This is a genomic window from Rhodococcus jostii RHA1 (assembly GCF_000014565.1).
Lineage (GTDB): Bacteria > Actinomycetota > Actinomycetes > Mycobacteriales > Mycobacteriaceae > Rhodococcus_F > Rhodococcus_F jostii_A.
This window is the reverse complement of sequence record NC_008268.1, coordinates 2,930,722-2,950,627: the sequence shown is the minus strand read 5'-3', so window position 1 is coordinate 2,950,627 and position 19,906 is coordinate 2,930,722. Positions and strand designations below refer to the sequence as shown.

The 19,906-nt window shown below is 68.6% G+C and carries 15 protein-coding genes; 11 read left to right on the top strand and 4 right to left on the bottom strand.

The annotated features are described in order from the left end of the window. Positions 1-32 precede the first annotated feature (32 nt). A complete protein-coding gene (mdlC, locus tag RHA1_RS13605; RefSeq protein ID WP_011595493.1) occupies positions 33-1,619 on the bottom strand; it encodes a benzoylformate decarboxylase in 1,587 nt (528 codons plus the stop codon). 122 nt (positions 1,620-1,741) lie between these two features. Between mdlC and RHA1_RS13600 the strand changes: the two genes are divergently transcribed. Continuing rightward, positions 1,742-2,656 carry a LysR family transcriptional regulator gene (locus tag RHA1_RS13600; RefSeq protein WP_016882343.1) on the top strand — a complete coding sequence of 305 codons (915 nt, stop codon included), beginning with the start codon at positions 1,742-1,744 and terminating at the stop codon, positions 2,654-2,656. On the opposite strand, the gene RHA1_RS13595 is transcribed toward RHA1_RS13600, so the two are convergent. Further along, complete coding sequence (locus RHA1_RS13595) at positions 2,624-3,754, bottom strand: nitric oxide synthase oxygenase (protein ID WP_029539092.1); 1,131 nt, start codon at positions 3,752-3,754, stop codon at positions 2,624-2,626. The genes RHA1_RS13600 and RHA1_RS13595 overlap by 33 nt on opposite strands. 141 nt (positions 3,755-3,895) lie before the next feature. Between RHA1_RS13595 and RHA1_RS13590 the strand changes: the two genes are divergently transcribed. From RHA1_RS13590 to RHA1_RS13545, 10 genes are all read left to right on the top strand, one after another. Beyond that, positions 3,896-4,870, top strand: a complete 975-nt coding sequence (locus RHA1_RS13590) for an LLM class flavin-dependent oxidoreductase (RefSeq protein ID WP_011595490.1) — start codon at positions 3,896-3,898, stop codon at positions 4,868-4,870. Positions 4,871-4,982: 112 nt separating this feature from the next. Continuing rightward, positions 4,983-5,999, top strand: coding sequence for a LacI family DNA-binding transcriptional regulator (locus RHA1_RS13585; RefSeq protein ID WP_011595489.1), 1,017 nt, complete (start codon positions 4,983-4,985; stop codon positions 5,997-5,999). Then, positions 6,000-7,004 (top strand): 2-hydroxyacid dehydrogenase, encoded by a 1,005-nt coding sequence (locus RHA1_RS13580; protein WP_011595488.1) that lies wholly within the window; start codon positions 6,000-6,002, stop codon positions 7,002-7,004. It begins immediately after the preceding gene. Then, positions 7,001-8,218: a D-mannonate dehydratase ManD gene (manD, locus tag RHA1_RS13575; RefSeq protein ID WP_011595487.1), complete on the top strand. Its 1,218-nt coding sequence runs from the start codon at positions 7,001-7,003 to the stop codon at positions 8,216-8,218. The genes RHA1_RS13580 and manD overlap by 4 nt, the downstream gene beginning before the upstream one ends. 5 nt (positions 8,219-8,223) lie before the next feature. Then, positions 8,224-9,759 carry a mannitol dehydrogenase family protein gene (locus RHA1_RS13570; protein WP_011595486.1) on the top strand — a complete coding sequence of 512 codons (1,536 nt, stop codon included), beginning with the start codon at positions 8,224-8,226 and terminating at the stop codon, positions 9,757-9,759. 51 nt (positions 9,760-9,810) lie between these two features. Further along, positions 9,811-11,190, top strand: coding sequence for an MFS transporter (locus tag RHA1_RS13565; RefSeq protein ID WP_020476797.1), 1,380 nt, complete (start codon positions 9,811-9,813; stop codon positions 11,188-11,190). Continuing rightward, positions 11,187-11,801, top strand: coding sequence for a bifunctional 4-hydroxy-2-oxoglutarate aldolase/2-dehydro-3-deoxy-phosphogluconate aldolase (locus tag RHA1_RS13560; RefSeq protein ID WP_011595484.1), 615 nt, complete (start codon positions 11,187-11,189; stop codon positions 11,799-11,801). Before RHA1_RS13565 ends, RHA1_RS13560 begins: the two co-directional genes overlap by 4 nt. Then, positions 11,801-12,739, top strand: a complete 939-nt coding sequence (locus RHA1_RS13555) for a sugar kinase (protein ID WP_011595483.1) — start codon at positions 11,801-11,803, stop codon at positions 12,737-12,739. The genes RHA1_RS13560 and RHA1_RS13555 overlap by 1 nt, the downstream gene beginning before the upstream one ends. 35 nt (positions 12,740-12,774) lie before the next feature. Then, positions 12,775-13,845 carry an L-idonate 5-dehydrogenase gene (locus tag RHA1_RS13550; RefSeq protein ID WP_009475448.1) on the top strand — a complete coding sequence of 357 codons (1,071 nt, stop codon included), beginning with the start codon at positions 12,775-12,777 and terminating at the stop codon, positions 13,843-13,845. Between the two features lie 88 nt (positions 13,846-13,933). Continuing rightward, on the top strand, positions 13,934-14,935 hold the full coding sequence (locus tag RHA1_RS13545) for an MDR family oxidoreductase (RefSeq protein WP_041812400.1): 1,002 nt from the start codon (positions 13,934-13,936) through the stop codon (positions 14,933-14,935). A gap of 21 nt (positions 14,936-14,956) precedes the next feature. On the opposite strand, the gene RHA1_RS13540 is transcribed toward RHA1_RS13545, so the two are convergent. Together RHA1_RS13540 and RHA1_RS13535 are read right to left on the bottom strand one after the other, a co-directional pair. After that, positions 14,957-18,178, bottom strand: coding sequence for an acetyl-CoA carboxylase family protein (locus tag RHA1_RS13540; RefSeq protein ID WP_011595481.1), 3,222 nt, complete (start codon positions 18,176-18,178; stop codon positions 14,957-14,959). Next, positions 18,175-19,884, bottom strand: coding sequence for an AMP-binding protein (locus tag RHA1_RS13535; RefSeq protein ID WP_011595480.1), 1,710 nt, complete (start codon positions 19,882-19,884; stop codon positions 18,175-18,177). The genes RHA1_RS13540 and RHA1_RS13535 overlap by 4 nt, the downstream gene beginning before the upstream one ends. Positions 19,885-19,906: the final 22 nt, after the last annotated feature.

Sequence of the window (19,906 nt, the reverse complement as noted above, 5' to 3'; positions counted from 1 at the left end):
CAGCGTTGCTGCCGTGGGAACGAGTGGGGCTATCACGGCTCGGTGAGGTCGGTCTCGACCTCGATCACGGCAGGCTTTCCGCTGCCGAGGGCGGTCTTGAAGGCGCGGACGAAGTCGTCGCCGGTCCGTACCGCGGTGGCCGTCACGCCGTACCCCGCAGCGATGGCGGTGAAGTCGATCCCGGGAACGTCCATGCCGGGGGTCTCGCCGGACCCCAGCACCGTTGAGAACCAGCGCAGTGCGCCGTAGGTCCCGTTCTTGAGGATGACGATGATCACCGGAATGTCGTACTGCGCGGCCGTCCACAGGGCGGTGATGCCGTAGTTGGCCGAGCCGTCTCCGATCAGGCCGATCACCTGACGGTCCGGATTCGCCAGCTGGGCACCGACTGCGGCGGGCAGTCCGAATCCAAGCCCGCCCGATGCGGGGAAGAAGTAGCTGCCTTGGCGGGAGACGTCGGCCTGCGACCAGAACGCGCCGGTGGTGGACGTCGACTCCTTGACGTACACGGCGTCGTCCGGCGCAGTGCCGCGCAACAGTTCGAACAGCTCCTCCGGATGCACGCGCTCGGACGACGTCCTGGCCTGTGGGATGTCGGGCAGCGGCGGCAGGACCGGGCGGCGGCCCGGCGTCACGCTGTCGGCGAGGCGGGACAACGCATCCCGCACACCGCCGACCAGTGCGTCACCCATCGGGGCGCGGGCGGCCTCGCCGGGATCGCTGGTGAGGTGGATGAGCCGGGCGCCGTCGGGCAGGTACTCGCCGGGGACGAACTGGTGGTACCGGAACACGGGTGCTCCCGCGACGAGGATCAGGTCGTGCCCGACCAGTGCGTCGGTGATGCCCTGGACGGCGGCTGGCAGGACCCCGCGGAAGCTGCGGTGGCGGGTGGGGAACGGGCACCGTGACGGGGACGGCGCGATCCAGACGGGGGCGCCGAGTGCGTCCGCGAGACGGACCGCGTCGTCATTGGCGTACTCGGCATCGACTTCCGGTCCGAGTACGAGGACCGGGTTCTCGGCGCGGTCGAGGGCGTCGACGAGGGTGGCGAGTTGATCCGCACTGAGGGAACCGGCAGTGGTTGTGGCGCGGGTGAGGAGGTGCTTCGTCTCGGCGGGTGCTTCCTGCGCCCAGTCGTCGTACGGCACCGACACATAGACCGGACCCTTCGCGGGCAGGTTCGCGATGTGGATGGCCTGGCTGATCGACCGCGGCACGTCCTGCGCGCACGCCGGCTCGCAGGACCACTTGACCAGGGGTTTCGGCAGCGACTGCGCGTCCACGTTGGCGAGCATCACCTCCTGGCCGATGGTCGAGCGGACTTGTTGCCCGGCGGTGATGATCAACGGGCTGTGGGAGTAGACCGAGTTCGTGAGCGCGCCCATCGCGTTGCCGGTGCCCGCGGCGGCGTGCAGATTGACGAAGGCCGCGCCGCCACGGGCCTGGGCGTACCCGTCGGCCATGGCCAGGACGGCGCCTTCGTGCAGACCCAGGATGTAGCGGAAGTCGTCGGGCATCCCGGCGAGGAAGGGGAGCTCGTTCGATCCAGGGTTGCCGAAGATCGTGGTCAGGCCATGCGCCCGCAGTAGGTCATAGGTCGCTTCGCTGACGTCGGCCATCAGGTGTTCTCCATTTCTTCGCATGGTTCTCGCGGTGTGACGTGAACCACGGTAGGGAGCCGCGTCCTATAGGTCCAATGAATACTGTCGATCAGCACATAGACAGGATCTATATTATCGGTATGGCCGACGTGGACCTCAACCTCATCAGGACCTTCGTGCTGCTGTATGAAACGCGGAGCGTCACCCGTACGGCGGAGCTGCTGTTCATCACGCAGCCGTCGGTGAGCCATTCGCTCCGCCGACTGCGGCGGCAGTTCAACGACGACCTCTTCATCCGGTCGTCGGACGGCTTGGCGCCCACGGTTCTGGCGGCGAGTATGTACCCGCAATTGCATCAGGCGCTGGAGGTCATCGACGAGACCGTCTCCGGTGTCGGTCACTTCGACGCCGAGACGTCGGACCGAACCTTTCGGATCTGCGCCACCGATCTCGGGGAGATTTCACTGCTCCCCGGAGTGCTCGCGGCGCTGGAAACCCGCGCTCCCGGCTGCGCCGTGCAAGTAACGCCGCTCGATTTTGCCAGTGCTGCAGAGGAATTGCGTCAGGGTCGTGCTGACGCCGTCATCTGCACACCGCGCATCGACGCGCCGGATCTGCGCCGCGACCCCCTGTTTCGGGAAGGCTATGTCGGACTGTGCGCACTCGGGCATCCGCGGATCGGAGTCGAACCCGGACTGGACGATTTCCTTGCCGAACGGCACATCGTCGTCGACGCCGCCGCCGGGCACGTGGACGCTGATCAAGCCCTCGCGAGGATGGGGCGTCGCCGTGACATCGCCGTGCGGGTACCGCACTTCGCGGTGCTGCCGGAACTGGTGGCGCAGACCCGGCACCTCGCCGTGGTGCCGAGCCGGGTCGCGGAACTGTTCACCCGGTCCTCGCCCGTCCGCACGTTCGCGCTACCTGTCGAGATACCGAACGTCGAGGTGTCGCTCTTTACCGTGCGGCGGGCTCTCCCGTCGCCGGGCGTCGATTGGTTGCGGGAGTTGATAGCCGACGTCCTACAGGCTCCCGCCGCCGATTGGACATCCTGATGCAGTGGCGGCCGGGAGAAAGTTCGGGCGGATGTCCATGTCGGGTGCGTCGTAGAGCCGGTGAAACGTCGGAGTGAGTGCCGCCGACATCGGCGGGTTGATCCACGACCAGTCGGTGGGGCACTTCCGGCCGAGTGACTCTTCGCGTTCGACGTGGCTGATGAACTGCTTGGCGACGGTGTGATGATCGACCATGTGCACACCGGCCTGCCGGTAGCTGTGGATCACGGCGCGGTTCAGTTCGACCAGTGCGCGGTCGCGCCACAGCGTTCGCTCCGACGTCGTGTCCAGGCACAGCCGTTCGGCGATGGCGGGCAGCATGTCGTACCGATCCTGGTCGCTGAGGTTGCGGGCCCCGACCTCCGTGCTCACGTACCACCCGCTGAACGGGGCGAGGGGGTAGGTCAGCCCGCCGACCGAGAAACTCATGTTCGACACGGCGGGCACCGCATGCCATTTGAGACCGAGATCGGCGAACCAGGCGTAGTCGGGGTGCTCGATCTCGACCTCGAGCACCAGGTCGGGGGGAACGTCGTACCAGCGCAGCGGTTCGTCCGGGGTGCTGATCAACAGCGGCAGCACGTCGAACGGCGTGCCTGCGCCGCGCCACCCCATCTTCGTCACCGCCTCGGTGATGCCCACCTGCGCGGGGTCCCCGGTCACCGTCCCGTCCGCGTTGCGATAGCCCGCGTACCGGATCAGTTGCGGGCTGACGATCTTGTACTCGCGTCCGTCCGCCAGCGGTAGCGGACCGACCGTGATGACCGAGCGCAGGGCGCCGCCGTTCGTCGCGACCCGCAGGTGCTCCCAGCACGCCTCCGCGATCTCGTCCGCGGTGGTGACGTGCCGGGCATCGATCAGCTTCAGCGTGCGCCAGTGCTTGCGACCGACGCAGCGGGCGTGATTGCGCCACGCCAGCTGCGAGCCGACCTCGAGTTCCTCCACGGTGTGCTCGTAGCGGCCCGTCTCGGCCAGCGACTCCAGTGCGTCCGCGAGGCGGGCGGTGGGCAGGTGGGCCAGCTCGGGCTCGCTGAAGAATTCTGCGCACTCCCGCATCTGCGCTGCGGACCGCGACGTGACGTCCAGCGAGTACGACATAGTCCCTGTGCTGCTCACCCTTGACCTCCCGGCGATCGTGGATCCTGCGGCGGTCAGTATGTCAGCGAAGCGGGCACACTCGTCCACCGAGTGCGGACGGGGTGAGGAAATACCGCCGGCAGGCGGACCGTTGCCCCGGGGGTGAAGCTGTCGATTCTGGACCGGTCCCGCACGCGCCGGGGTGCGCCCGACTCTGCCGCGTTGACCGGAACGATCGAGCGTGCGGTGCATGCCGAACAGTGGGGATTCCATCGGTTCTGGGTCGCCGAACACCACGCCGTGCCGGGAATCGCGAGTGGGTCGCCGCCGGTGCTGCTCGCTGCCCTCGGTGCCCGCACCGACCGGATCCGGCTGGGCTCGGGTGGTGTGATGCTGCCGAATCATCAGCCTCTCGTGGTGGCCGAGCAGTTCCTGGTGCTCGAGGCGATGTACCCGGGCCGGATCGACCTGGGCGTCGGGCGGTCGCTGGGATTCACGAAGCCGGTGCGCGAGGCGCTGCGCCGCGACCGCAACGCCCCCGACACGTTCGCCGCCGATCTCGACGAGGTGCGGAGCTACCTCGAGGGCAAGGGGGCCGTGACCGCCCGGCCCCACGTGACGAGTCCACCGCCGATGTTCGTTCTCGCTACCCGGCGCGGGCTCGACTTCGCCGCGCAGGCGGGTCTGCCGGTGGTGGTCGGTGGGCCGATCCTCGACGGATCGGGGGCCCGCGTTCCGGAACTGGACCGGTACCGCGACAGCTTCGTCCCGTCCGCGGGTAACCGGTCCCCGTACGTGATCGTCTCGCTCGAGGTCATGATCGCCGAGGACGAAGACCGCGCGCGTGAGCTGCTGCTTCCGGAGGCGTGGGCGCTGGCACAGTCGAGCCGGACCGGCGAGTTCCCGCCGCTCGAATCGGTCGCGGACATCCGGGGTCAGGCGTGGACTTCGCGGCTGCGCGAACAGGTCGACGCGTCGATCGCGAACTCCATTCACGGCACCGCCGAGCAGGTGAGAGTCGCGCTCGGGGCCCTGGCCGCGCGTACCGGTGCGGACGAACTACTGGCCTCGACGTCGACGTTCGACCGGGCCGCGCTGTTCGAATCCGATCGGCAGTTGTCGCTCCTGGACGTGTGAACACGCACGACGCACACGCTTGCCGCAAGCCTTGCGCAACTATTGACAATCTTGCGCAAGACAGCGGATAGTGTGTGTCGGCAGTCACAACGAACAGCGAGGCGGCAGCACCGTGGCACCCACCTTGACCGAGGTCGCACAACGCGCAGGGGTATCCCTGTCCACCGCGTCACGGGCATTCAGTGCCCCGGACCGGATCGGACCGGACACGCTCGCGCGGATCATCGCGGTCGCCGACGAGATCGGCTACCGGGCGGCGTCACCGACCCGCACCGACGTCGTGCGCCCCACCGCCACCACCGTCGCGGTCGTGGTACCCGACATCGGGCACACCGTGTTCGCGAGCTTCGTGAAGGCGGCGCAGGCGCAGGGGTGGCACCGGCGCCAGACCGTGCTCCTCACCGACACCGACGGCAGCGCCGACCGTGAGCGTGAGGTTCTCGGCGAGTTGCAGGGGCGCGTCGACGCACTCGTTGTCTGCGCTCCACGGCTGCCCGCATCGGACATCGTGCAGCTCGCCGGCGACACACCCTTGGTGCTCGTCAACCGTTCGTCACCCGAATGCGATTGCATCGTGGCGGATTCGGAAGACGGAATTCGCCAGGCCATCGACTATCTCGTCGCCCTCGGACACGAGCACCTGGCGTATGTCCAGGGCTCGCCGCAATCCTGGTCGAACCAACGCCGCGTCGCCGCGGTCGAGGAATTCTGCAAGGCCCGCGACGTGCAGCTGAGTCTGCTCGGCTGGCAGCAGGAAACCCTCGCGGGCGGTCACGCCGCGGCCGCGAGCGTGATCGCGACGGGTGCGAGCGCCGTGATCACGCACAACGATCCGATGGCCATCGGAGTGATGAACGGCGTCCGCGCAATGGGCTTCTCGGTGCCGGCCGACCTGAGTGTCGTCGGCATCGACGACTCGCCGCTGGCCGAACTCGCCAGCCCTGCACTCACGAGCATCAACGTGCCGATGGCACGAGCCGGTGTGCTGAGTCTGGACCTGGTATTCCAGCGCGCGAACGAGCCGGACTCCGATATCCGAGAAATCCATCTCCCCACTCAACTGGTCGTCAGAGCTTCGGCCGGACCGGCGCACGATCGGGTGTTTCGCCCCGGAAGAGAGAGTCGCTAGATGAAAATCGTTGTTGCCGACAGCAACCTGATCCCGCACCGCCCCCGGCTCGAGGCCGCAGTTCCGTCCGATACACGGTTGTCGTGGCACGACAGCTTCGACGAGGCCGCCCTGATCGAGGATCTGGGCGACGCCGACGTCTACGTCGGGGGAAAGTTCACACCGTCCATGGCATCGGCTGCCGAGCGGCTGCGTCTGGTCCACGTCGCCGGTGCCGGCACGGACAACATCGCCTTCGATACTCTGACGCCGGACGTGCTGGTGGCGAACACCTTCCATCACGAGAAGTCGATCGCCGAATACGTCGTGGCGGCCACCGTGATGCTCCGGCGCGGCTTCGTCGCGCAGGACACGGCGCTCCGGCAGGGCGTCTGGGCGACCTCGGTCTACGACGACCGACTCACGCAGTCGAATTCGCTGCAGGGCGCGCGAGTGGGCTTCGTGGGGTTCGGCCACATCGGCCACGCCACGTGGAACCTGTTCCGGGCATTCGGCGCGACAGGAGCGGCCGTGACCGGTCGTGGCAACGTCGACGCGCCGAGCGCGGGACTGGACTGGGCTGCCGACGTTTCCCAACTCGGGCGTCTCCTCGACGAATCCGATGTCGTCGTGGTGTCCGCACCGCTCGACGACCGGACACGGGGAATGATCGGCGCCGACGAATTGCGCGCACTCGGCCGCGACGGGGTGCTGGTCAATGTGGGCCGCGGACCCCTCGTCCAGGAGCAGGCCCTGTACGACGCACTGTCCTCGTCGACCATCGCGGCCGCGGCCATCGACGTCTGGTACGACTATCCCGGACCCAACGGTCGCGGGACGCCCAGCGCTCTGCCGTTCTCCGAACTCCCCAACATCCTGATGACACCGCACTCTTCCGGGGTCTCACAACAGACGTTCGTCGGCCGCGTCGACGACATCGCCGACAACATCACTCGACTCACGCGCGGTGAGCAACTGCGCAACGTCGTCGCTCCCGCCGTCGGCTCGAAAGGATCACGAGCATGACCGACAAGATCATCTCCGCGGACGTGCTGGTCTGCAGCCCCACCCGCAACTTCGTCACCCTGAAGATCACCACCGCCGACGGCGTCGTCGGCTACGGTGACGCCACGCTCAACGGCCGCGAACTGTCCGTCGCGTCGTACCTCCGGGACCATGTCGCGCCCTTGCTGATCGGGCGCGACCCGGCGCGGATCGAGGACACCTGGCAGTACCTCTACCGCGGCGTGTACTGGCGGCGCGGGCCCGTCACGATGGCCGCGATCGGCGCCGTCGACGTCGCCCTCTGGGACATCAAGGGCAAGACCCTCGGCCAGCCCGTCTACCAGCTGCTCGGCGGCGCCGTCCGCGACCGGGTGCTGTCCTACACCCACGCGACCGGGTGGGACGCGCCCGCGTTGCTCGACTCCGTCGATGCCAAGCGCGCGAAGGGCTTTCAGGCGATTCGAGTGCAGTCCGGGGTTCCCGGCCTGGATTCGGTGTACGGCGTGCACCAGGGCGCCACCGGATACGAGCCCGCGAGCCGCGGCGCCCTCCCGGTCGAGGAAGTGTGGGACACCGACGCCTACCTCAACCATGCACCCCGGATCCTCGAAGCCGTCCGTGAACACGTCGGCCCCGACCTCAAATTGCTCCACGACGCCCACCATCGGCTCACCCCGCAGCAGGCCGCGCGGCTGGGAAAGTCGGTCGAACACGTGGACCTGTTCTGGCTCGAGGACGTCACGCCGGCCGAGAACCAGGACGCGCTGCGACTGGTGCGCAACCACACCACCACACCCCTGGCGATCGGGGAGGTCTTCAACACGATCTGGGACTGCCAGCACCTGATCACCGAACAGTTGATCGACTTCATCCGCGTGGCCATCGTCCACGCGGGAGGAATCAGCCACGTCCGCAAGATCTTCGCGCTCGCCGAGGTGTATCAGATTCGTGGCGGCCCGCACGGCCCGTCGGACGTCTCGCCGATCTCCCTGGGTGCGAGTCTGCACCTCGGGCTCGCGACGCCGAACTTCGGAATCCAGGAGTACATGGGTTACGACCCGCTCGTCAGCGAGGTCTTCCCCCACGCGTGGTCGTTCTCGGACGGGCACCTCACCCCCGGCGACGTTCCGGGCATCGGAGTGAGCATGAACGAGGAACTCGCGGAGCAACATCCGTACGAGCAGGCCTATCTCCCGGTCGCCCGGCGCCGTGACGGCTCCATGACGGATTGGTGACGAGCATGTCCGAACCGACACTCTCGCGCCGAAACGTTCCCGCCGCGGCACTGATCCACCGGCGGGTGCCGGAAGGCACCGGGATCGTGCACCTGGGCCTCGGCAACTTCCACCGCGCACACCAGGCGGTGTACACCGCGCTCGCGATGGAACGCGAACCCGGACCGTGGGGCATCCTCGGTGTGGCGAGCCGCTCGAGTACCGTTGCCGATGCGATGAACGCGCAGGACCTCCTGTACGGCGTCGTCGAGATCTCGCCGGACGGTTCTCGTGTGAGCGTCCCGGGTTCGCACACCGGAACCCTGGTGGCCGAACAGGACCCGGAGTCCGTCGTCCGCGCGATCGCGGACCCGGCGACGAAGATCGTCACGATCACGGTGACCGAACACGGGTACACGGTGTCACCCGAGACCGGTTCCCTCGACCTCGACTCCGACGCCGTTCGCCGCGACCTCCGCGAGGTGCGGACGCCCCGCACCACGATCGGGCAGATCGCCCGCGGACTGGCCCTGCGGGCGAGTACACACGCCGCCCCGGTCACGATCCTCAGCTGCGACAACCTGCTGTCCAACGGGCGTCAGACCGAAAAACTCGTCCGCGAGTTCGTCGGCACGTTCGCGCCGACTCTCCGCGACGACCTGCTGTCCTGGATGGACTCGTCCGTGACGTTCCCCAACTCCATGGTGGACCGCATCGTGCCCTCCGGTTCGGACCGCTACAACGAGACGGCACTGGCACACCTCGGCGTGCGCGACACGATCGCCGTCCCCGCGGAGCCGTTCACGATGTGGGTCATGGAGGAGCGGTTCGCCGCCGGCCGTCCCGCCTGGGAGCACGGTGGCGCGCTGTTCACCGACGACGTCGAGCCCTACGAGCTGATGAAGGTCCGGCTGCTCAACGGGACGCATTCGCTCATCGCCTGCCTCGGCGCACTCGACGGGCGGGCCACCATCCCCGAATCCGTCGCGCAACCGTTCGTCGAGGCCGCAGCGCGGCGCATCCTCTGCGACGAGTACCTGCCGACGGTCACCGTTCCCGAATCGGTGGACACGGACGACTACATCCGGCAACTCTTCTCGCGTTGGTCCAATACCGCTCTGGGACACCGCACCTCGCAGGTCGGATCCGACGGATCGGTCAAACTGGCGCAGCGCATCCCGATCCCCGCGCTCGAACACCTCCGCCGCGGTACTGTCCCGCAGTACCTTTCTCTCACAGTCGCGGCATACCTCTGCTGCATCGCCCCGCCGCCCGGGTTCGACCCCGGCCCCCACGCACGATCCATGACCGACCCCGCTCGAGCGCGCCTGGCAGGAATGGCCGACAACGCCGCGTCCACTACCGAATTCGTTCGCTCCGTCTTCGTCGACGGAGGTCTGTTTCCCAGCACTCTCGCTTCGCACACCGAGTTCGTCTCGCGAATCGCCGACTTCGTCGACATCATCGTCCGTCACGGGCCGGCAGTCGCCGCAGGCGAAGCATCCGATCCGGTCCCGGACCTCCGGACGATCACGTCGCTGCGGTCCAGCGCGACCATCTGACTCCCTCACCCCTTGCCCGGACAATTCCGGGAACCACCAATGGAGGAATCCATGGACACTACACTCGACCCCACGGTGAACCCGAAAACTCCCGGCCGCGCAGGCGGTACATCCCAGGCAGACCCGTCCGCGGTCCGCCGGGCGGCGTGGGCGGGGCTCATCGGCACCACGCTCGAGCAGTACGACTTCGTCATCTACGGCACCGCTTCGGCGCTGATCTTCAACACCCTGTTCTTCCCGAACATCTCGCCCGCGGCGGGCATCCTCGCGAGCTTCAGCGCCTACGCCGTCGGGTTTCTCGCCCGGCCGCTCGGCGGCCTGTTCTTCTCGCGGTACGGAGAACGTCTCGGCCGCAAGTGGGTGCTCGTCGCGACGCTGATGCTGATGGGCGGCGCGACACTGGGTATCGGCCTGCTGCCCACCTACAGTCAGGTCGGGCTGCTCGCACCCGCTCTCCTCGTCGCATGCCGATTCTTCCAGGGGTTCGGAGCGGGAGCCGAACAGTCCGGTGGTGCAACCCTTCTGACGGAGACGGCGCAGATAGGCAGGCGAGGTCGGCTCGCCGCCCTGGTGATGACGGGAGCCGCACTGGGCACGGCGCTCGGCGCAGTCGCGTGGATCGCAGCGCAGCTCCTGCCGGAAGAGCAGCTCATGTCCTGGGGTTGGCGTCTCGTCTTCATCAGCAGTCTGTTCGTCACGGTCGCCGCGTTCGTCATTCGCCGCAAGCTCAACGAGAGCCCGGTGTTCCAGGAACTGAAGGAGCAGCACCAGGTTCCGAAGACGCCGGTGAAGGAGATCTTCGCGAACGGCAAGAAGCCGCTATTCATCGTCATGTTCATGACCATCGGCATCAGCGCGCAGTCGTACACGTACCAGGTGTTCATGGCGTCGTACCTCAAGAACGACGTGCACGTCGACCCCACGTTCATTCCCAAGGTGCTGCTGGTCGGGGCCATCTGCGGCGGCATCGCGGCATACGGGTTCGGTCGTCTGTCCGACCGGGTGGGCCGCAAGCCGGTGTACATCTCGATCGTGATCGCCCTGATCATCCTGCCGGTGCCGACCTTCCTGGCCCTGAACACCGGCTCACACCTGCTGATCACGATGGCGATGATCGTCGGCTTCATCCTGGCCTGCCAGGGCGCCGTCGGCGTCACCATGAGCTACTTCCCGGAAATCTTCGGCTCCCGTTACCGCTACGCCGGCGTCACACTCGGCCGTGAATTCGCCTCGATCTTCGGGGGCGGTGTCGCACCACTGATCTGCGCGGCCCTCGTCACGGCCTTCTCCGGCTCGTGGATCCCCGTGGCCGTCTACATGATCGTGATGGCCGTGACCGTTCTGATCGCCTCGACGATGGCACCGGAAACCCGCGACCGCGACCTCACACTGGCCGCCAACTCCACCGACCGCGAGGTGACGGCGGCATGACCTCCTCCGTCATCGCGGTGCTGCGCGCCGCGCACGCCGACCGATACGCCCCCGTGGTGACCGTCCTCGCCGAGAACGGGGTGCGCGCCGTCGAGCTGACGATGAGCACGCCGGGCACCCTCGAGTCCCTGAACAGCATCCGGCGCGCCGCACCCGACGGCGTCGAGATCGGGGTCGGGACGGTCACCACCGTCGACCAGGCCCGCGCCGCCCTCGACGTGGGTGCCGACTACCTCGTGACCCCGACGACCAACCTCGACGTCATCGCCACCGCCGTGCGTGCCGGAGTTCCGATCTACCCGGGCGGATTCACCCCGACCGAACTGTGGAACGGATGGCACGCGGGTGCGACTGCCGTGAAGCTGTTCCCGGCGTCGGTGGTCGGGCCGGAGTACATCGGGCACCTGCGCGGCCCCTTCCCCGACATCCAGGTGGTTCCCTCGGGTGGGGTGGGCATCGAGGACGTCCCCGCGTGGTTCGCGGCCGGAGCGGCGGCGGTCAGCCTCGGCGGCCCGCTGATCGGGGACGCACTCCGCGGCGGCGACCTCGGGCAGCTGGCCGAACGATGCCGGCGCCTCGCCGACGTCGTCGCCGAACTGGAGGTCGCGTGATGACGGTGCTGACATTCGGCGAGACGATGGCCCTCACCAGGGCGGTCGACACCGGACCGCTCGCCCACACCTCCACGCTCCACGTGGGAATCGGCGGCGCCGAATCGAACTTCGCGATCGCGCTGCGGCGACTCGGCGTCGACGTCACCTGGATCGGGCGCGTCGGCCAGGACAGTCTGGGCGACCTGATCGAACGGGAACTCCGGGCCGAGGGAATCACCGCCGACGTCATCCGCGATCCGGATGCTCCGACCGGGCTGATGGTGAAGGAGCGGCGAACCGCCACCGCCACCCGCGTCTGGTATTACCGGACCGGCAGCGCGGGGTCGCGGCTCACGATGTCGGACATCGCGGACGACCGCCTCGAGTCGGCGTCCCTGCTGCACGTCACCGGCATCACCCCTGCCCTGTCCGACACCGCCAGGAAGACCACCCTGCACTGCGCCGAACGGGCACGCGCACTGGGCATTCCGGTGTCATTCGATCTCAACTATCGCCGCGCGCTGTGGTCGCCGGACGACGCGGCCCCCGTCTTCCGTGAGCTGATCGCGTTGTCGGACATCGTCTTCGCAGGTGAGGACGAGGCCGCGATCGCGGTGGGCGACGGCACCCCCGCCGAACTCGTCGCCCGTGTCCGCGACCTCGGACCACGCGAGAGCATCCTGAAACTGGGGGCCCAGGGATGCCTGGCGATGATCGACGGAGAGACGTACTCCCTGCCCGCGGTGCCGGTGAGCGTGGTCGACTCCGTCGGGGCCGGAGACGGTTTCGTCGCCGGCTACCTCGCGGAACGACTGGCCGGCGTGGCACCCGCCGACCGGCTGCGAACCGCTGTGACAGTCGGGGCGTTCGCATGCACCGTGTCCGGCGACTGGGAGGGCATGCCGCGCCGGGACGAACTCGGGCTCCTCACCACCGCGGAACCCGTCACCAGATGACAGGCTCCGACCTCCGACAGAACTGGACTTCACCGATGAACACCAGCCCGACCACCGCTTCACACGCCATCGAGGTTCCGACGCACGCGCAGGCGGTCGTCGCCCACGGTGCGCAGGACCTGCGCGTGGAGGAGGTGCCTATCGCCGCACCGAAACCGGACGAAGCGGTGATCCGCATCGCCTACGGCGGGATCTGCGGATCCGATCTCCACTACTGGCAGCACGGCGCCGCCGGCGAATCGATCCTTCGCGCACCCATGCGGCTCGGACACGAGGCGTCGGGCACCGTCCTGATCGGTGCGACGGACGGAAGCGGTCCCGGCGCCGGCACCCCCGTCACCATCCATCCTGCGACCCCCGGCGGCGACAGCGCGAAGTATCCGGCCGATCGCCCCAATATCTCGCCCGGATGCACGTACCTGGGCAGTGCGGCGCATTTTCCGCACGCGGACGGGTTGTTCGTCAGCCACGTCGCCGTGCCGACCCGCATGCTCCGGGTCCTTCCCGACGGACTCGATCTGCGTCTGGCCTCACTGGCCGAGCCGGCGAGCGTGGCGTGGCACGCGGTCGCGCGGGCAGGGGAGGTGAAGGACCGGTCGGTCCTCGTCATCGGGGCCGGACCCATCGGCGCGCTCGTGGTGGCGGTACTGAAGCGTGCGGGCGCCGGGAAGATCACGGCGGTGGACATGCACGAGTACCCGCTGAGGATCGCGCGCGCCGTGGGCGCGGACGAGACCCTCACCGCCACCGATGCCGACGCCGTCGCGGCGGTGGAAGCGGACGTCACCATCGAATGCTCCGGCAACCATCGTGGTCTCGCATCGGCGATACACGGCACGGCCCGCGGCGGCCGGGTCGTCATGGTCGGTCTACTTCCCTCCGGCGATCAGCCGGTACCCGTGTCGATCGCGATCACCCGGGAACTGGACCTGGTCGGCTCCTTCCGGTTCAACGACGAGATCGACGAGGTGGTGGCCGCCCTCGCCGACGGCTCCCTGGTGGTGGATCCGATCGTCACCGCCGAGTACGACGTCGCCGATGCGCTCACCGCCTTCGCATCGGCCCGGGATGCGTCCTCGTCGAGCAAGGTGCTCCTGCGCTTCTGATCCGGGGAACTTCGCCCCGGCCTCGTCTGCGGGACACGGTTGTCGCATGATGGTCTCGACGCACCCCCGAGGTCAGGAGAGCAAGCTGATGAAGGAATTCACCGCCTGGATCGCTCGCGAGAACGAGGGCGCCATCGGCCTCTCCCAGGAGACGGTCGACGAGTCGTTCCTGCCGCAGGGCGAGGTCACGATCCAGGTCGAGTACTCCAGCGTGAACTTCAAGGACGCGCTGGCTCTCACGCCGAAGGGTGGAGTGGTCCGCGAGTACCCCATCGTGCCCGGCATCGATGTGGCAGGCACCGTCGTCGAGTCGCAGTCCCCGGAGTTCTCCGTCGGTGACACGGTCGTCGCCCACGGCTACGACATCGGCACCGCCCGCCACGGCGGGTACGCGCAGTTCGCCCGTGTCCCGGCGGACTGGGTGGTGAAACTCGACGGCATGTCCACCCGCACCGCCGCCGCGATCGGGACCGCCGGTTTCACGGCCGCGATGAGCGTGGAGGCGCTGCTGTCCCGTGGTGTCGAGCCGGGAAACGGTCCGGTGCTCGTGACCGGTGCGAGTGGCGGCGTCGGCACCGTCGCCGTCGACCTGCTGTCGGCGGCGGGCTTCGAGGTGGTCGCGTCGAGCGGAAAGCCGGAGAAGGCGGAACTGCTCACCGAACTGGGCGCGAGCAGGGTGATCGGACGACTTCCGGAGCCCGATACGAAACCGCGTCCGCTCGGCAAGGCCCAGTGGGCCGCCGCCGTCGACTGCGTCGGCGGCGCCACCCTGGCGCACGTGCTCAGCACCATCGAATACGGGGGCGCGGTCGCGGCGAGTGGGCTGACCGGCGGACCGAAGTTGGAGACCACGGTCCTGCCGTTCATCCTGCGGGGTGTCAGCCTGCTCGGCATCGACTCGGTGCAGTACCCGATCGACCAGCGGCGCCGGCTGTGGGGCCGTCTCGCGTCCGACCTCGCACCGTCCCGGCTCGAATCGATCACCCACGATGTTCCGATCGCGGACGTCGTCTCGGTGATCGACCAGGTGCGGGCAGGCACCTACTCGGGCCGGGCCGTGGTGGGCGTCGCCCCCGTGAGTACTTATTAACGTCCCGCGGTTAACAAGTACTCACGGGCGCCGGAGGCGCACGATCCAGGCACGGGAGTCGGCCGGGTCGATGACGTCGTCGAGTTCGAAGATCGTCGCCGCGTTCAGGGCCTTCCCGTGCTGGTAGGCGGCGTCGACGAGTTGTGCGAACGCGGTGTTGCGCTCGGCGGGGTCGTCGATGGCCTCGAGTTCCTTCCGGAATCCGAGCCGCACCGCGCCTTCCAGTCCCATGGCCCCGATCTCTCCGGTCGGCCACGCGACCGTGAACTCGGACGCGTGGAAGGAACCGCCCGCCATGGCCATCGCGCCGAGGCCGTACCCCTTGCGCAGGATGATCGTCCCGTACGGCACGGTCATCCGCGCGCCCGCGACGAACAGCTTGCCGAACCGGCGAACCGTGGCCTCCTTCTCCGAGTCGGGGCCGACCATGAATCCCGGTGTGTCGCACAGCGAGACGACGGGCAGGCCGAACGATTCGCACAGCTCCAGGAAGCGGGCCATCTTGTCCGCCGCGACCGCGTCGATCGCGCCGCCGAGGTGGTGGCTGCTGTTCGCGACCAGCCCGTACGGCGCCCCCTCCACCCGGATCAGCGCGGTGACGATGCCGACGCCGTGGTCGCGGCGTAGTTCGAGGACAGAGCCGACGTCGGCGATGGCTTCCACGGCACTGCGAACGTCGTAGGCGCGCAACCGGTTCTCCGGGACGACGTGGCGTGCGAGCCGCTCGTCGGGGGCCTCCCACTCGGGCAGCGCGCCCTGGAAGTACGACAAGTACTTCTTCGCCAGTTCGACGGCGTGCGCCTCGTCCCTGGCGAGCAGATCGATGACGCCGTTTCGCCGCTGCACGTCGACGGGTCCGATGTCCTCCGGCCGGTACACCCCGAGTCCGCCGCCCTCCACCATCGCCGGGCCGCCCATGCCGATGTTCGCGTCGGGGGTGGCGATGAGGACGTCGCAGACTCCGGCGAGGGCGGCGTTGCCCGCGAAGCAGCGCCCGGAGACGACCGACACCAGCGGGACCTTCCCGTTCAGCGCCGCCAGCGACCGGAAGGTGTTCAGGTCCAGTCCTGCTGCCGGGCCGGCGTCGGTGTCACCCGGCCGTCCGCCGCCGCCCTCGGCGAACAGGACCACCGGGACCTGCTTGCGGCCGGCGAGTTCGATCACCCGGTCGGTCTTCGCGTGGTTGCGCATGCCCTGGGTTCCGGCGAGCACCGTGTAGTCGTACGACAGCACCACCGCCTGCGCGTCGCGCGAACCGAATACGTCGCCGTTGACGGTGGCGAGCCCGGCGACGAGCCCGTCGGCGGGGGTGTTCTCGATCAGGTCCTGCTCGGAGCGGCGGCTGCGCTGCGCGGCCAGGACGAGAGGTCCGTATTCGACGAAGCTGCCGGGATCGACCAGATCGTCGATGTTGGCCCGTGCGCTGCGCCGCCCGAGCTTCGTGCGCTTCGCGATCGCGGCGGGCCGGGCGGCGTCGAGGGTCACCTCGTGTCGCTGCCGGATCTCCGCCAGGTCTGCGCGCTCACGATCCAGATCGGTTGCGCTGTCGGCGACGTCGCCGGCCTCCGATCCCGTGCGGCGGATCACGACCAACGGGTCGCCGGCGTTGACGTTCTGCCCGGGCGACACCAGATTCCGCTGGACCACCGCACCGGCGGGCGCGGCGATCACGTGCTGCATCTTCATGGCTTCGAGCACCACGAGCTGAGCACCCGACTCCACGGTCGCACCTTCTCCGGCAGCCTCCACGACGGTCCCGGCCATGTGGGCGCGCAGCACGTCCTCACCCGCCCGCAACTCGAGTGTTTCCGACGCCACCTCCGCCGGCTGGTGCACGTGCGCGGCGTCGACGAGCGCGCTCATCCGCTCGGCGAGATGGTCGGTGCCGACGACGCCGTCGGCGAAGCCGGGATCCGCCAGAATCGCCCGGAGGAAGCCGATATTGGTGGGGACGCCCTCGACGACGAACTCGGCGAGCGCCGCATCCGCCTTGCGCACTGCGGCCGAGAACGACGGGCCCCGCGAATGCACGATCACCTTCGCGAGCAGCGAGTCGTACCGCGGGCTCGGCGACAGTCCGGGCCGGCCGTAGGTGTCGACGCGCACACCCGGTCCCGTCGGCGGCGAGAAGACGGACAGGGTGCCCGCGGCGGGAACGGCCTGACCGTCGGGGCGCATCGTTTCCATGTTGACGCGGGCCTGGACGGCGATTCCACGCGCGGCGGCGGGGGTGCCCGACGTGTCGAGCCCCACGGCGCTGACGCCGTCGGGAAGCGACAGGTCCCCGTAGTCCGCACCCCGGGCGACGTCGATTTGCACGGCGACGAGGTCGACCCCCGTCACCTCCTCGGTGACCGTGTGCTCCACCTGGATTCGGGGATTGACCTCCAGGAACACGAAGCCGTCCCGGAACACCAGGAATTCGACGGTGGCGAGTCCCCGGTACCCGACACTGGCGCACAGCCGAGCCGCGGCCTCGTGCAGTTCGCTGCGCAGTCCCGGGTCGAGCCCCTGCGCGGGGGCGATCTCGACGAGTTTCTGGTGGCGGCGCTGCACGCTGCAGTCGCGGTCACCGACGGCCAGGGCCCGCGTCACACCCGCCTGCGGTGCCGCCACGACCTGCACCTCGATGTGCCGGGCGCCGTCGAGGAGTGCCTCGGCGAACAGTGCGGGGTTGCCGAATCCGAGTTGCGCCTCGGACGCGCACAGCCGGTACTCCTCCTCGACCCGGTCCGCGCTGCGGACGGCACGGATGCCGCGACCACCGCCGCCCGCGAGCGCCTTGATCATGATGCCGCCCGGGTGTTCCGCGAAGAACGCGCGGACGCCGTCCAAGTCGGTGGGACCGGTGGTCGCGGTGAGCACCGGCACCTTCGCGGCCACCGCGGCCTCACGTGCCGACGACTTGTCGCCGAAGATGTCGAGCACGTCGGGGCTCGGGCCCACGAAGGTCAGTCCGGCCTCGGCGCAGGCGCGTGCGAAAGCGGCGTTCTCGCTGAGGAATCCGTAGCCGGGGTGCACTGCCGTGGCACCGAACTCGGCGGCCGCGCCGAGAATGGCCCGGGGGTCCAGATACGCGGACGGGCCGGAACCGCGGAGCGCGACCGCTTCGGTTGCCGCGCGCACGTGGGGACTGTCCGCATCGTCCTCCGCGTAGACGGCGACGGTGTCGACCGACATCTCCTCGGCGGTGCGGATGATGCGGAGCGCGATCTCGCCACGATTGGCGACCAGCAGGGTCACTTGTACTCCTCGGCCAGGGCGAACAGGTCGGCCTTGCGGACCTTCCCGGTCGCCGTCATGGGTAGGGCGTCGAGCACCTCGACGGTGGGCACCTTATAGGTGGCCATGTTCCGGGCGGCCCACTCCTGCAGTTCCTCGCCCGAGACCTCACGGTCGGGCAGGAGCTGAACGAACGCGAACGGCACCTGGCCTTTGCCCGGATCGGGCTTCGGCACCACCGCGGCCGACTGGATGTCGGGGTGCAGCATGAGCAGTGCCTCGACCTCGGAGGGGAACACGCTCATTCCGTTGGTCTTGATCATCTCCTTGTTGCGCGCCAGATAGTGCAGTGCGCCTTTGCCGTTCAGCTTGCCGACGTCGCCGGTCTGGAGCCATCCGTCGCGGAGCGCGGCAGCGGTGGCGTCAGGTTTGCCGTAGTAACCGGTGAGCAGCGACGGACTGCGCACGACGATCTGTCCGGCTTGCCCCACCGGCACGGGCGCCCCGGCATCGTCGACGATCAGCACGTCGGTGCCCGGAACCGGAAGTCCGCAGAACACGGGTTCGCTGAGCAGGTCTTCGTCGTCGGTCTGGAAGCCGAGCGTGATGGTGTCGGCGGTGTGCGTCTCCGTCATCCCGTAACTGGCTTCCCGTAGCACGTGGCCGGTGGCGTCGCGCCAGCGGCCGCGAATCGCGGGGTCGAGCTTCAGCACGAACGACACGGCCATCGCGTTGTCCAGCGTGGAGAAGTCTCGTTCGGCGAAGCCGGGCAGATCCATCAGTTCGACATAGTTGTCGACCGTCCCGACCATCGACGTCACCCCACGACTGTCGACGAGGGTCGCCGCGGCGTCCGGGTCCCAGCGGTTGAGGAGCACGACGGTGCCGCCGTTGATCAGCGGGTACAGGATGCCGAAGTCCTCGCCGGCGATCCAGAAGATGGGCAGGAACCCGAGGACCACCGGGGGAGCCTCGCCCACCTGCCTGCCGCCGGCCAGTGTCGCGGTGGCGGCGGTGTAGACCATGTGCGCCTGCGTGTGTTCGCAGCCCTTCGGCATCCCGGTGGTGCCGCCGGTGTAGTTCAGTGCCGCCAACGCGTCGGGATTCATCGGAATCGGCTCGGCGCGAACGGAGTTCATGATCTGCGCCCAGTCGGTGGGTGCGGAGGTGAGGGGGAACGGCGGTGCGACGCTGGGTTCGGCGGGCAGCAGGTCCGACAGGGCGGTGATCGCGACGTGCCGCAACGCCGTCTGGTCGAGCACGGAGTCGACCATGGCCGCGAACGAATCCTGCGTCAGCAGGATCTCCACGCCGGCGTCGTCGAGTTCGTACGCCAGTTCGTGCTCCCGGAACAGCGGATTGATCGGGACGTGGACGGCGCCGATCTTCAGGATCCCGAGCATCGCCACATGGAACTGCGGACAGTTGGTGAGATGGACGCCGACGCGGTCGCCGGCGGCCGCGCCCCGCTGCAGGAGCCAGCCGGCGAAGCGGTCGGACAGTTCGTCGAGTTCGGCGTAGGTGATGGCACGACCGTAGAAGTCGATCGCGACGGTCTGCGGTCGTTCCGTCGCCCAGTGTCGCAGGTAGTCGATCACGGTGCGGCCCTCGATCGGGTACTCGACTGTCCGCGGTACCTGCGGTGGCCACGCGGCGTCCTGGAGTTCGCGTATCTCGGCGAGGGCCGATTCCAGGGCCGTGAGGTCACTCGAAGGCGAAGTGGGCATACCGAACTCCCGATTCTGTGCG

Excerpts from the sequence above, each read along its gene's own strand:
- RHA1_RS13555 (WP_011595483.1), top strand. The coding sequence starts at position 11,801 with ATGACGGTGCTGACATTCGGCGAGACGATGGCCCTCACCAGGGCGGTC.
- RHA1_RS13535 (WP_011595480.1), bottom strand. The coding sequence starts at position 19,884 with ATGCCCACTTCGCCTTCGAGTGACCTCACGGCCCTGGAATCGGCCCTC.
- RHA1_RS13570 (WP_011595486.1), top strand. The coding sequence starts at position 8,224 with ATGTCCGAACCGACACTCTCGCGCCGAAACGTTCCCGCCGCGGCACTG.
- RHA1_RS13595 (WP_029539092.1), bottom strand. The coding sequence starts at position 3,754 with ATGTCGTACTCGCTGGACGTCACGTCGCGGTCCGCAGCGCAGATGCGG.
- RHA1_RS13600 (WP_016882343.1), top strand. The coding sequence starts at position 1,742 with ATGGCCGACGTGGACCTCAACCTCATCAGGACCTTCGTGCTGCTGTAT.
- RHA1_RS13560 (WP_011595484.1), top strand. The coding sequence starts at position 11,187 with ATGACCTCCTCCGTCATCGCGGTGCTGCGCGCCGCGCACGCCGACCGA.
- RHA1_RS13550 (WP_009475448.1), top strand. The coding sequence starts at position 12,775 with ATGAACACCAGCCCGACCACCGCTTCACACGCCATCGAGGTTCCGACG.
- manD (WP_011595487.1), top strand. The coding sequence starts at position 7,001 with ATGACCGACAAGATCATCTCCGCGGACGTGCTGGTCTGCAGCCCCACC.
- RHA1_RS13580 (WP_011595488.1), top strand. The coding sequence starts at position 6,000 with ATGAAAATCGTTGTTGCCGACAGCAACCTGATCCCGCACCGCCCCCGG.
- RHA1_RS13565 (WP_020476797.1), top strand. The coding sequence starts at position 9,811 with ATGGACACTACACTCGACCCCACGGTGAACCCGAAAACTCCCGGCCGC.
- mdlC (WP_011595493.1), bottom strand. The coding sequence starts at position 1,619 with ATGGCCGACGTCAGCGAAGCGACCTATGACCTACTGCGGGCGCATGGC.
- RHA1_RS13545 (WP_041812400.1), top strand. The coding sequence starts at position 13,934 with ATGAAGGAATTCACCGCCTGGATCGCTCGCGAGAACGAGGGCGCCATC.